The organism is Undibacterium sp. GW821-FHT07F11 (assembly GCF_059418665.1).
In genome coordinates, this window is sequence record NZ_JBWKQH010000001.1 from 548372 (window position 1) to 561361 (window position 12990).

Consider the following 12990-nt stretch of genomic DNA (forward strand, 5'->3'; position numbering starts at 1 on the left):
GCAAGCTCTGCGGCCCAAGAATCCGGGAAATCTATCCGGTTTAACGACAATTTCCCTTCTTTGATACGCAAGACCTTCCTAAAATTGAGGCTGTATATTGCTCGAACATTACTTATGTTACTCATGCATATCAGAGATAGGTTCCAAGTCCTCAAAATGGCAGTGTTCTTCTGCATACGCCTATACAAGGTCTCTTGGCATTCAGGCTGAATTATCGACACCAGGATTTTTAAGACTCAAGTCAATTAATATGACTTCAAAGTTTGCATAAAATGCATTGTGCTTCCCACGGGTTTTACAAGTTTCTGATTTTTTTGCTCAAAACCCAAGTCGTCATCTGAATATAAATGTCATGACGGAGTAAAGAAGTCGCAAATCATTTATATGCGGAATTTGCCCGTTTCTTGCAGACATATTTGTAGCTAAACAGCTACAATAGCGGTCTGCAAATATTTGCACGTGACCGTCTTCCAACGGATAGGATGCTAGCCTCCGAAGCTGGCGATACAGGTTCGATTCCTGTCGGTCACACCAGTTTGCAGCAAAAACTGCTTCAAATTCAATGCGAAAACCTGCGCCAGTTGTCGCTGTCTGCTTTTTGTCATATTTAAATCAGTGGATTAGGTTTATTACCAGAACTCATTTCATATGAATTCTGGCCAGGTATGGACTATGTGACAACCCCCAAAGGGCTGGTGTGGCAGGTTCGATTCCTGTCTGGCGCACTAAGATTTCATCCCGGTTCTCTTCTTGAATTTCTTTCCGATCTTCCTTCTCCCATTCTCGTTTCTTCCCATCGTTAGCATCTTTGCACGTTCTGGTTGCTTTTCTTGATATATTTGTACTAAGCTAGCCCGCTTTAGTTGACCAGAAGTTGAACCAGACTTCATCTTTACTGGTCTGAGCCCCAGCTCGTCCGTGACTTGTCGCGGCTGCACTGCTGACTAATTTGTCTTCATTACTTTGTATTTATTAATCCATAAAGGTCGCTACATGAAATCATCGCGCATGCAACTCAGCAGCTTGAGTCTGTCCCTGGCATTGGCTTTTACTACTCTGGTGCATATACCGCCAGCCATCGCGGCTGAGAATGCAGCGGTGGCTAAAACCGCCCTGCCTGCCGGTGTGCAGTTCGTGCGCCAGGTCGAGGGTATAGATGAATACCAGTTGGCGAATGGCATGCGCGTCTTGCTGGTACAAGATGCCAGCAAACCGACGACGACTGTTAACATTACTTACCGGGTCGGCTCGCGTCATGAGAATTATGGCGAAACCGGCATGGCGCATTTGCTCGAGCATCTGATGTTCAAGGGTAGCAAGGCCCATCCGCGCCTGTGGGAAGAAATGTCACAGCGCGGCGTGCAATTCAATGGCACAACCTGGCTCGACCGCACCAATTACTATGAAACCTTTGCCGCCAAGCCTGAAACCCTGACCTGGGCCATCAGCATGGAAGCTGACCGCATGGTCAATTCCCGCATCTCTGGCGAAGACTTGAAGACAGAGTTCTCCGTCGTGCGCAATGAAATGGAAAAGAATGAGAATTCCGGTGTCGGCATCCTCATACAACGCATCATGTCCAGTGCCCATCAATGGCATAACTATGGCAAAGACACCATAGGCGCGCGCACTGACGTGGAAAACGTCAACATCCCGCACCTGCAAGCTTTCTGGCGTAAATACTACCAGCCTGACAATGCCACCCTGATCGTGGCCGGTGCCTTTGATGCCAAACAGGCTCTGCAACTGATCGCCACCCAGTTTGGCAAAATCCCCAAGCCCAAGCGTGCGCTGGAACCTACGTATACATTAGATCCTGTGCAAGATGGCGAGCGTGATGTCATCGTGCGCCGTGTCGGTGATTCGCAAGCCATCGCGGCCCTGTATCACACCGTGCCTGCTGCCCACCCTGATTACGCCGCGACTGAAGCGCTGGCCCTGATCCTCGGTGATACACCGAATGGCCGCCTGTACAAGGCCCTGGTTGAAACCAAGAAAACTGCCGATGTTTTCCCATGGGCGGCGAATCTGGAAGAACCTGGCTTTTTGATGCTGGGGGCAAACTTGCGCACCGAGCAAAACCTGCCGGAAGCCAAGAAGATATTACTGGACACCATAGAAGGCTTTGACAAGGCCCCGGTGACGGAAGCAGAACTCGCGCGTGCCAAGGCCAAGCTGGATTCGGATATCGCCCAGGTTTTCAATGATCCAGAAAAATTTGCCGTGTCCCTGTCTGAAAGCATAGCCTCAGGCGACTGGCGTTTGTTCTTCCTGTTCCGCGACCGCGTCAAGGCACTCAAGGTGGAAGATGTACAGCGCGTCGCTACTACCTGGCTAAAATCCAGCAACCGTACAGCAGGCAGCTTTATCCCTACTGAAAAACCAGACCGTACACCGGCCCCAGCCAAGGTCGCCGTGGATGAACAAATCAAGCAATTCAAACCTGGCGTGGCCATCGCCCAGGCAGAGAATTTTGTCGCCTCGGCTGATAATATCGACAAACGTACCGTGACTGGTGCGCTCAGCAATGGCATGAAGTATGCGCTGTTGCCCAAGACCACACGCGGCAATACCGTTGTGCTGTCCATGCATATCAATCTGGGTGATGAGAACAGTCTGAAAGGCAAAGCCGGAGCCGCCGAGCTGGCTGCCGCCATGCTCAGCCGTGGCACAGAAAAACTCAGTCACCAGCAATTTACTGAAGAACTGGACAAGCTCAAGGCCAAGTTGCAGATCAATGGCAATGTGACTTCTGCCAATATCCAGGTAGAAACCATACGCGATAATCTGCCACGCGTATTGGAACTGGTGCGCGATGCCCTGCGCCAACCGGCTTTCAATGAAGCCGAATTCACTCAATTGCTGAACTCGCAACTGGCACAACTGGAAGAATCGCGCAAGGAACCACAATCCGTTGCCATCGACGCGGGCAAAAAAGCCCTGAATACCTGGACCGCAGATGATCCACGCTACTATCGCGGTATCGATGAGCAGATAGCTTATTTAAAAATCGCCAAACTGGCTGAGGTCAAGGCTTTCTGGAAAGAGTTCTACGGCGCCAACCAGGCAAACCAGGCGCAAATTGCCGTGGTTGGTGAGTTTGATGCCAACAAGCTGAAAACGGAATTGCAAGCTGCCTTTGGCGACTGGAATGCCCAGCAAAAATTCAGCCGTGTTGCCAAGCCTTACCATGCTACCAAAGCGGATGACAAACAAATCATCACACCGGACAAGGCCAATGCCTTCTTCTACGCTGGCATGCAACTGCCGCTGGGTATCAAGCATCCTGATTATCCTGCCCTGGTGATGGGCAACTACCTGCTGGGTGGCAGCGCCAACTCACGCATATTGAACCGCATCCGTCAAAAAGATGGTGTCAGCTATGGTGGCGGCTCGGGTTTCAATGCATCTCCTCTGGACGAAGTCGCCAGCTTTTCCATAGGCGCGATTTATGCGCCGCAAAACCGTAGCAAACTGGAAACCGGCATACGAGAAGAAATCACCCGCGCACTGACTGAGGGTTTCACAGCTGCTGAACTGGAAGACGGCAAGAAAAGCCTGATCCAGCAATACCAGCTGGAACGCAGCCAGGACGCGGTGCTGGCATCGACACTGGCAACCAACCTCTACCTGGGCCGCAATATGCAATACCGTGCTGAAGTAGAGAAAAAAATCCAGGCACTGACCGTGGCACAAGTAAAAGAAGCCATGGCCAAACACCTGGGCTATGAAAAAACCGTGCGCGTGTTTGCGGGTGACTTCAAGTAAATAACGTTACAAGGAAGGGCTTGCACACAAAGCTGTGCAAGCCCTTTTTATTTGGTTTTCTGATTGCTCACTATGATTACCACGACCACTGAAGCTTACCAACTGCTGTTGCAACTTGGCGCATCAGAACGCCTGCTTACCCATGTCAGATTGGTTGGCGAAGCGGCTGAAATGCTGATCGTCAGGCTTGAAGAGATGGGCTTGCAGTTCGATGTGAATCTGATACGTCTTGGTGCCGCCATCCATGACGCGGGAAAAATCCTGCACCCCAATGAACTGGATGGCCCTGGTTCCTTGCATGAGCCTGCTGGTGAAAAAATGCTGCTGGACCATGGCGTACAAAAGACCATCGCCCGGTGCTGCGTCACCCATGCACAATGGCAGGGAGATGGCCTGAGCCTGGAAGAATTAACTGTCGCCACAGCAGACAAGTTATGGAAGGGCAAACGCGAGGCCGAGCTGGAATTAAAACTCATCCACACCATCGCACAGCAAAAGCAAGTTGATCATTGGGATATCTTTACTTCACTGGACGATCTATTTGAAAGAATTGCCGCTGGGGGCAGCGAAAGACTGGAACGTAGCAGGTATGTAACTGGCTCTTAAAATTGCCTGGCCCTGAATTACTCTTCCCAAATATCAAGGATCATCAAACAGCATGCCCTGGCTGACCTGACGCTCGTTGCTGACATCTGCCTCTCTCATCAGGGCGCTGGCCCTGACACCCAGCAAGCGAAACCGGTTTTCCAGTGCCACTCTGCGCAGGCATTCTCCGGCAGCCCTGCGTATGATGGCTGGGTCAGCCGTTGCGACAGGAATGGTAATGTCGCGTGTCGATATGCGGAAATCCGTGTAACGTATCTTGATGCCCACAGTTTTGCAACGGTAACCCTTGACGGTTAAATCCCTTGCCAGACGAGTGCAGAGATCAGTGAAAATGTCGGTCAATACCGCCCTGTCGTGAACTGCATGCAAGTCGCGGTCAAATGTGGTCTCCCTGCTGATCACCTTGGGTTCTGACTCTGTAGAAATCTCCCTGTCATCAATGCCACGTGCAGTGTTATACAGCCAACCGGCATAATTGCTGCCGAAGGTATTTTGCAGCAGCCCTAAATCTGCATTTGCCAGCTCGCCCACTGTGTTGATACCCAGGCTTGCCAGGCGCTCGGTTGATTTTGGGCCTATCCCATTCACTTTTTTTACTGGCAGCGGCCATATACGGGTTGGCACGTCTTCCATCTCCAGGATGGTCAGACCATCAGGTTTATCCAGATCAGACCCGATTTTTGCCAGCAGCTTATTGGGGGCAACACAAATGGAGCAGGTAAGACCCGTTGCCTCGGAGACAGCCTGTTTCAAACTGCCTGCCAGGGCGCGCGTTTCTTGCGGATGGTCGGTCAGGTCGATATAGATTTCATCTATGCCGCGATTTTCAATTTTGGGGGCAATCTTGCCCACTGCTTCTTTAAAAAGACGCGAGTAATGGCGATAGGAGTCAAAATCGGTGGGAAGCAAAAAAACATCGGGGGCCAGCTTCGCCGCCTTCATGATGCCCATCGCGGAGAATATGCCAAGTGCCCGCGCTGCATAGGTCGAAGTGGTCGCGACACCACGCCCGACATAGTCCTTTATCCGTGAAAATTCATGTGTGCCATCGCCTTTTGGAATCGGGCGATGTGAAGAGCCGCCACCTATAAGCACTGCCTGCCCCCGCAGTTCTGGATAGCGCAAGAGTTCAACAGATGCATAAAAAGCATCCATGTCCAGATGAGCAATCCTACGTGGTTTATTATTCATGGCAATCAACCAGCACTTTGCAATAAATCATGATTCGCTTGATGCATCTCATCATCGCATGCCGCCAGGGTAGCAAGCTGGATAAACATTTTCAAAAACTGACCCACTTAAAGGAATAAGATTAAAAGCTGGAATAAGCTATTTTATCCTGAATCCGGGAAATAACTGAATATACATACAGCAAAATAAAGTTTACGCAAAACAAGGAATTACAGCAACATGCTGTTTAAGCTAAGATAGACTCATCCTGCATCTCTTGCTTTTTTCCTGAATTCCCTGATGGATCAATGATGAAAAAACTGCTTTCCCTGATTTTTGCTCTCAGCCTGGCATGCGTTATCAACCCGGCCAGCGCCACGGCACCCCAGGCTTATGATGAAACTGCCGATGCCCAAGCGGCAATCAACAAGGCTCTGGTGGAAGCTAAAAAAACAGATAAAAAAGTCCTGGTCATCTTTGGTGCCAACTGGTGCAAGGATTGTCTGGAACTCGACAAATCCATGCATGGCAAGAACGAACCTCTGCTCGCCACCAAGTTCATCACAGTAAAAGTGAATGTAGGCCAATTTGATAAAAACAAGGAGCTGGTGGATTTCTATGGCAATCCTACCAAGAAAGGCATCCCTGCGGCAGTCTTGCTGAGACCGGACAACAGTGTGCTGTTCGCTTCCAAAGGTGGCGAGCTATCGAATGCACGCAAGATGAGCGAGCAAGGCGTCTTCGATTTTTTTGACGAAATCACCGCGCTGTACCGCTGACCAGCATGAAAAAGATCTCCGGGCATGTCTGAATTACCTGCAATGCCAGCCAATCAAACACCGTGTGAAACGGAGCTGGAAATATTGCAGCGCAGTCATGCCCTGTTATCCAATTTCTCACGCTGCCTGCCAGGCATGTTTTACCAATTCCGGCGCTACCCTGATGCCCGTTTTTGCCTGCCTTATGCCAGTGATGCCGTAGAAACTTTTTTTGGCGTCAAGGCAGAACAATTACGTGAAGATGCCAGCTTCATGTTTGCCAAAATCCATCCCGATGATCTGCCAAAAATGATCGCGGCAGTGCGCAAATCCTTTGCCGAGCTCAGCCCCTGGCATCAGGAATACCGCATCATTTCTACCGGACAGCCAGACCGCTGGGTAGTCGGTGACGCCACCCCTGAACAACTGCCGGATGGCAGTGTGCTCTGGCATGGCTTTCTCAGTGACAATACCGAACGCAAACTGACCGAGCAAAGATTGCTGGCTGCTGAACGCCAGCGCAGCCTGGTCATGAAGGCCTCGAACCAGGGTCTGTATGACATCAATCTGCAAACTGGCGAAGGCAGCTTCAGCCCTGAATATTTGCAGATGCTGGGTTACGAACCTGGTGACTTTGGTCACCCCCAGCAATTCTGGGATTATTTTTGGGGCACGGGTGTCCACCCTGATGATGTGGTAAACCTGAAGCGCGCCTATAAGGCTCATGCAGCGGCACAAGGTGGCGCAGATTACCATGCCGAATTCAGGCAAAAAAACAAGACCGATGAATGGCGCTGGATCATGTCACTCGGCAGTATTGTCGAGTGGGATAGCAAGGGCAAGCCTTTGCGCATGGTTGGTACCCATATCGATATCACCGAGCGCAAGCAAACCGAGGAAATGCTGAGGCACAATCAGGAACTGCTCAAGTCCAACAAGAACCGCTACAAGGAACTGGCCAGGGAACTGGAGATCCTGATCACCAATGCGCCGGTAGGTATCATGTTTGTCAGCGATGGTGTCATCGTCAGGGCTAACAAGGCACTGGCAGAATTATGCCGCTTCCCCAATGCCCAGGCCATGATAGGGGTGAAGACCAGCTTTCTGTATCAAGGGCCGGACGATTATGAGGCGTTCAGTGCCAAAGTTGCACCTGGCCTGCAGGCCGATGAACTGGTCGGGCTGGAATGGCAGTTACGCCGATTTAATGGTGAGTCTTTTACCGGCCGCGTGGCCGGACGCGCCTTGCCAACAGAAAGCTATGTGCGCGGTGCTGTCTGGATGATAGAAGATGTGACCGAGCAGAGAACGACGCTGGATGCCTTGCGCACCAGTGAACAACGCCTGCAAAGATTGATGAATTCCAGCCTGATCGGGATTATTCAGGGCAATGAAGCAGGCCAGATACTGGATGTGAATGATGTGTTTACCCAGTTCAGCGGCTATGACCGCGACTATCTGCTGACCCGCGATAATTTGTGGGACACCCTGTTATCACCGCAGGATTTGAAGATTTGCCAGCAAGCCTATAGAGACCTGATACAGACCGGCACCACCGCACCTTTCGAGATCATGTTATTGCAAGGCGGGAATATAGGCCTGCCTATTCTGGTCGGCCTCAGCCATCTCGAAAATTCAGAACGCGGATGGGTTGCGTTTGCCATGGATATCAGCGACAGGTTGCGCATGAACCGCTTGAAGACGGAATTTATTTCCGTCGTCAGCCATGAGTTGCGTACCCCGCTGACTTCGATACGTGGTTCGCTGAGTTTGCTGGAATCCGGCGTCAGCGGCGTATTGCCCAAGCAGGCTGAGCACTTGATACGCATCGCCCACAACAACAGCAAACGCCTGATCACCCTGGTCAACGATATTCTGGACATGGACAAACTGGCCAGCGGCAAGATGATCTTCCGCTCAGAAGCACTGGATCTGGTGGCGCTGGTACAGAATGCGCTGGAGTTGCATATGTCGTATGCCAGCTCGCTCAAGGTCAGCCTGGTACTTGACCATCATCCACAACAAGCCTGGATACTGGCCGACCATGACAGGCTCATGCAGGTGATGGCAAACTTGATTTCCAATGCGGCCAAATTCTCGCGTGAAGGTGAAACTGTTTTATTGCGCGTGTTTGGCAAAGGCCCGCGGTATCGTGTCGAAGTCAGGGACAGGGGCGTAGGCATAGCACCAGAATTCCAGGAACACTTGTTTGAACCATTTACCCAGGCCGACGGCACGGATACACGACAAAAGGGCGGCACAGGTCTGGGCTTATCCATCACCAAGGCCATGCTGGAAAAAATGCATGGGCAAATCGGTTTTGTCAGCACGCCGGGTCAGGGTTCGACTTTCTGGTTTGAATTTGATGTGTATCGCTGACTAGACAAAATATTGCAGTCTGAATTCTGAAGGTGTCAGATTCACCGCCCGTTTGAATGCGCGGCGAAAACTGCGGCTGTCTGAATAATGTAATTGGGCAGCGATATCATCCAGACTCATGTTGGTCGTGCGTAAATAATGCCTGGCTTTTTCCATGCGCAGGCTTTCGGCAATTTGAAAGTAAGAACAACCTTCGCGCACCAGCAAGCGGTGCAGGGAGCGTTCACTGATGCCCAGTGCCTGTGCCAGTTCTGGCACGCTGCGGTAATCACATTGCAGGCTGACCAGTTTGTGCAAGAGGCTTTGCCTGCCCGTCAAACCGACTGACGCCAATTCTGCATCACAGCGCATTTTGCTGCTGGCTGCCAGGTCGGGATCGGGGTTGATCAATAAGGTATTGAGTGCGCTGTTATTGACGATGATGCAGCTGACATCGGCACCATAGACGACAGGGCAACCAAAAAAATCTTCGGCCACAGACCGCCTGGCCTGCCGGTTGCCACGCAACTCCACCCTTTCGATTTGCAGGGCAGCACCACACAGGGCACGGCTGACATTGATGGCGGTTGCCAGGTGATCTGCATCAAGAAAATCCTGCAGCTCAACATCATCAAACAGAGGGCGGGCTGTCAGCACCGATGTGCGTTCCCCGGGTTCCAGCTGCAATTGCACCATGGCACCGGCGATCAACTGGTATTCCAGACCAAAATGCATGGCATCTGACAATGTTGCCTGCGCCAGCATGCCGCTCGCCATCGCACCCAGTGCAGGCAGGGACTTGCGTGCACCGGACAATATCCCAAGGTCTGCGCCGCCGTGATAACGCGCCTGCAACAAACTTTCCCTTGCTTGTAGGTAGCTGATACGCACATCTTCAGGTGGGCAGCCATCTGCATTCAGGCTCAATGCCGGGAACATATCCTGCAGATGCCAGTCACGCTCGCGGCCTATCGCCAGCAAACCCGAGAAGGGGTGAGCCGGGAATACTGCATCCTGTACTGAGAGCACTTTGTTGTTCATCTGCGCATTCGCTGCAAGGTGGCAGGATTTGTCCTTACGTTCTGGAGTCTGAAGATTTAATATCCTAAGCTACACCGGAACATAGAATTCGGCAATACTGTAAAAACCAATAATATTAAAGAGACAATATATGACAACAACTGTACCCGACTACATCGTCGTGGGTGGCGGTTCCGGCGCTTGTGCCGTTGCTGGCCGTCTGACGGAAGACCCTGCTCTGCACGTGACCATACTCGAATCTGGTGGCAAGGGCGACAGCTGGGTGGTGAATACGCCGGCGGGTGTGGTCGCCATGTTGCCGACCAAACTGAATAACTGGGCATTTGAAACCGTGCCGCAACCCGGCCTGAATGGCAGGCGCGGTTATCAGCCTCGCGGCAAGATGCTGGGTGGCTCGTCGGGTATCAATGCCATGGTGTATATCCGCGGTCACAGGCAGGATTACGATCAATGGGCGGCTCTCGGCAATACAGGCTGGTCTTTTAATGAAGTCTTGCCCTACTTCAAGAAGTCAGAAAACAACGAGACCCATGGCGGCCATTATCATGGTCAGTCTGGTCCCTTGCATGTCAGTGAATTGCGTAGCGACAATCCCTACCAGCAAATTTATCTGGAAGCGGCCCGTCAGGCTGGCTTTAATATCAATACCGATTTCAACGGCGAAGAGCAGGAAGGTGTGGGCATCTACCAGGTCACCCAGCACAATGGCGAACGCTGGACAGCAGCACGCGGCTACCTGCATCCGCATATGGGTAAGCGCAATAATCTGCAGGTGGAAACCGGCTGCCATGTAACGCGCATATTGTTTGAAGGCAAACGCGCCATCGGTGTTGAATACAGACAAGGCGGACAGTTGAAAACCCTGAAAGCAGGCAAGGAAGTTTTATTGGCAGCAGGTGCTTTCCAGACCCCGCAATTGCTGATGCTGTCTGGTGTGGGTGATGGTAAGGCCTTGCAGGCCATGGGTATACCGGTAGTACACGACTTGCCTGGCGTAGGCCAGAATTTGCAAGACCATCCTGACTTTGTTTTCAAATACCGTGCCAAGAGCCTTGATCTGCTGGGTGTATCCGCTGGTGGCAGCCTGCGTATGGTGAAAGAGTTCAGGCGTTATCAAAAGCAGCGGCGTGGCTTGCTGACTTCAAATGGTGCTGAAGGCGGCGGCTTCCTGAAGACCGATCCTGGTCTGAGCGCACCCGACATACAACTGCATTTTGTGCTGGCCATGCTGGACGACCATGCACGCAAGCTGCACCTGGGTCATGGCTATTCCTGCCACATGTGCCTGTTACGGCCTAAGAGTGTCGGTGAAGTGACGCTGGCCAGCAAAGACGCCATGGCGGCCCCCCTGATCAACCCGCGCTTCCTGGAGCACCCGGATGATATAGAAAGCATGGTCAAGGGTTTCAAACTCACGCGCAAACTGATGGATGCACCAGCGCTGGTGGCAGCACGCACCAGTGATTTCCAGACGGCGAATGTACATACTGATGATGAGATACGCGCCGTCTTGCGCCAGACCAGCGACACCGTGTATCACCCCATAGGCACTTGCAAGATGGGCGTGGATGCCATGGCCGTAGTCGATCCGCAATTGCGCGTGCATGGCATGACAGGTTTGCGTATCGTCGATGCCTCCATCATGCCTACCTTGATCGGTGGCAACACCAATGCCCCTACCATGATGATAGGGGAAAAGGCAGCGGATATGATCAGGGCTGCCTTGTAGTTGCAGCTGTCGCCGTTGTCGCCAGACTAGGTGCTGACAGCGCTGGTCTGGCTTGTTCAAAGGCATAGCCCATATTGAGCAATTTTGCGTCTGACCAGGCACCGGCAAACAGTGACAGACCAACAGGCAAACCCCTGACCTGGCCCATGGGCACGGTCAGGTGCGGGTAACCGGCAATCGCTGCCGGGCTGCTGGAACTGCCTTCGAGTACATCACCGGCCTTATAGTCGATGAGCCAGGCTGTGCTGGTAGTGGGTGCAATCAAGGCATCAAGTTTGTATTTTTTCAGTACAGCATCGATACCTTGCTTGCCAGCCCGCAGCTTGATGCGGGCACTGGCCTGGCGATAGGCAGCATCGCTGAGCTTGCCCTTGGCTTGTGCCTGCTCCATCAATTCTTGCGCAAAATAAGGCATGACGGTATCTGCATGCTGCTTGTTGAAGGCGATCACGTCCGCCATCGTGCGGGTCTTGACTGAGGTTGGTGCCTTCGCCAGATAGGCGTTCAGGTCAGCCTTGAATTCATACAGCAAGACCGTCAATTCATCTTTATCCAGCTCTTCCAGATAAGGCAAATCTATCTGGTCAACGATGGTGGCACCTTGTGCAATCAGGATAGCCAGGCTCTGGTCAAACAAGGCCTTGGTCTCGGTATCGTAGCCATCCACCAGCTTGCGTACTATACCCAGGCGCTTACCCTGCAAGGCCGTGGTTTGCAAGCCCGCCGTATAGTCCTTGCTGCGGTGGCGATTGGCTGTGCGGGTGGCGGGGTCTTGCTCATCGCTGCCAGCCATGACACTCAATAACATGGCGGCATCGCGCACGTTCAGAGTCATGGGACCAGCCGTATCCTGGCTATGGCTGAGGGGGACTATGCCCGTGCGACTGACCAGGCCTATGGTGGGTTTCAAACCCACCAGGCCATTCACGGATGCGGGGCAAACGATGGAGCCATCGGTTTCTGTACCTATGGCGGCCGGTATCAGACGTGCGGCCACGGCGACTCCTGAGCCAGAGCTGGAACCGCAAGGGCTGCGCTCAGGTGCGTAGGGATTGCGGGTTTGTCCGGCTACACTGCTCCAGCCACTGGTGGACTGGGATGAACGCAGGTTCGCCCATTCACTGAGATTGGCCTTGCCAAGGATGATGGCACCGGCTGCACGCAGACGTGCGACCACGGGCGCATCCTGTGCTGCCAGGTTGTCTGCCAGTGCCAGCGAACCAGCCGTTGTTACCATGCCCTGCACGGCGATATTGTCTTTCAGGAGCAGGGGCAAACCCGCCAGGCTGCCACGCGGCTTTTGTTTTTGATCTGCGTGATCTGCAGCCAAAGCGTCTGCCCTGGCCTTGGGATTGCGCGTACTCACTGCCTGTAGACCAGGGTTATACATTTGTATGCGCGCATCATAGAGATCAAAGATTTGACTGGCAGTGGTTTTACCTGTCTGCAAATCTTGCGCCAGTTCATGCAGGGTTTCGCTGGCACTGGCGTACTGCCCGTGTAACAAAGGCAGAGCAACAAGAAGACTGAGCTTGCGTTTGCAAAAGTAGATAGCCATGA

8 protein-coding genes and 1 tRNA gene are annotated in these 12990 nt (G+C 52.5%); 6 read left to right on the forward strand and 3 right to left on the reverse strand.

Annotated elements, in window-relative coordinates:
* The first annotated feature begins 459 nt into the window (after positions 1–459).
* The 3 genes from AC07OI_RS02320 (at position 460) to AC07OI_RS02330 (ending at position 4374) form a co-directional block, all read left to right on the forward strand.
* Positions 460–534, forward strand: a tRNA-Arg gene (locus AC07OI_RS02320).
* A 459-nt stretch (positions 535–993) separates the two neighbouring features.
* Positions 994–3768 (forward strand): M16 family metallopeptidase, encoded by a 2775-nt coding sequence (locus AC07OI_RS02325; RefSeq protein ID WP_495256159.1) that lies wholly within the window; start codon positions 994–996, stop codon positions 3766–3768.
* 72 nt (positions 3769–3840) lie between these two features.
* Positions 3841–4374, forward strand: a complete 534-nt coding sequence (locus tag AC07OI_RS02330; RefSeq protein WP_492704061.1) for an HD domain-containing protein — start codon at positions 3841–3843, stop codon at positions 4372–4374.
* Between the two features lie 33 nt (positions 4375–4407).
* On the opposite strand, the gene AC07OI_RS02335 is transcribed toward AC07OI_RS02330, so the two are convergent.
* On the reverse strand, positions 4408–5565 hold the full coding sequence (locus AC07OI_RS02335) for a DNA polymerase Y family protein (protein ID WP_495256160.1): 1158 nt from the start codon (positions 5563–5565) through the stop codon (positions 4408–4410).
* A gap of 287 nt (positions 5566–5852) precedes the next feature.
* Between AC07OI_RS02335 and AC07OI_RS02340 the strand changes: the two genes are divergently transcribed.
* Positions 5853–6323: a thioredoxin family protein gene (locus AC07OI_RS02340; protein WP_495256161.1), complete on the forward strand. Its 471-nt coding sequence runs from the start codon at positions 5853–5855 to the stop codon at positions 6321–6323.
* Between the two features lie 24 nt (positions 6324–6347).
* Positions 6348–8681, forward strand: coding sequence for a PAS domain-containing protein (locus tag AC07OI_RS02345; RefSeq protein ID WP_495256162.1), 2334 nt, complete (start codon positions 6348–6350; stop codon positions 8679–8681).
* On the opposite strand, the gene AC07OI_RS02350 is transcribed toward AC07OI_RS02345, so the two are convergent.
* Positions 8682–9701: a helix-turn-helix transcriptional regulator gene (locus AC07OI_RS02350; RefSeq protein ID WP_495256163.1), complete on the reverse strand. Its 1020-nt coding sequence runs from the start codon at positions 9699–9701 to the stop codon at positions 8682–8684.
* A gap of 130 nt (positions 9702–9831) precedes the next feature.
* On the opposite strand from AC07OI_RS02350, the gene AC07OI_RS02355 reads away from it, so the two are divergent.
* A complete protein-coding gene (locus tag AC07OI_RS02355; RefSeq protein WP_495256164.1) occupies positions 9832–11430 on the forward strand; it encodes a GMC family oxidoreductase in 1599 nt (532 codons plus the stop codon).
* Here AC07OI_RS02355 and AC07OI_RS02360 read toward each other — a convergent pair.
* Positions 11414–12988, reverse strand: a complete 1575-nt coding sequence (locus AC07OI_RS02360; RefSeq protein ID WP_495256165.1) for an amidase — start codon at positions 12986–12988, stop codon at positions 11414–11416. The genes AC07OI_RS02355 and AC07OI_RS02360 overlap by 17 nt on opposite strands.
* Positions 12989–12990: the final 2 nt, after the last annotated feature.

Excerpts from the sequence above, each read along its gene's own strand:
- AC07OI_RS02325 (WP_495256159.1), top strand. The coding sequence starts at position 994 with ATGAAATCATCGCGCATGCAACTCAGCAGCTTGAGTCTGTCCCTGGCA.
- AC07OI_RS02330 (WP_492704061.1), top strand. The coding sequence starts at position 3,841 with ATGATTACCACGACCACTGAAGCTTACCAACTGCTGTTGCAACTTGGC.
- AC07OI_RS02335 (WP_495256160.1), bottom strand. The coding sequence starts at position 5,565 with ATGAATAATAAACCACGTAGGATTGCTCATCTGGACATGGATGCTTTT.
- AC07OI_RS02340 (WP_495256161.1), top strand. The coding sequence starts at position 5,853 with ATGATGAAAAAACTGCTTTCCCTGATTTTTGCTCTCAGCCTGGCATGC.
- AC07OI_RS02345 (WP_495256162.1), top strand. The coding sequence starts at position 6,348 with ATGTCTGAATTACCTGCAATGCCAGCCAATCAAACACCGTGTGAAACG.
- AC07OI_RS02350 (WP_495256163.1), bottom strand. The coding sequence starts at position 9,701 with ATGAACAACAAAGTGCTCTCAGTACAGGATGCAGTATTCCCGGCTCAC.
- AC07OI_RS02355 (WP_495256164.1), top strand. The coding sequence starts at position 9,832 with ATGACAACAACTGTACCCGACTACATCGTCGTGGGTGGCGGTTCCGGC.
- AC07OI_RS02360 (WP_495256165.1), bottom strand. The coding sequence starts at position 12,988 with ATGGCTATCTACTTTTGCAAACGCAAGCTCAGTCTTCTTGTTGCTCTG.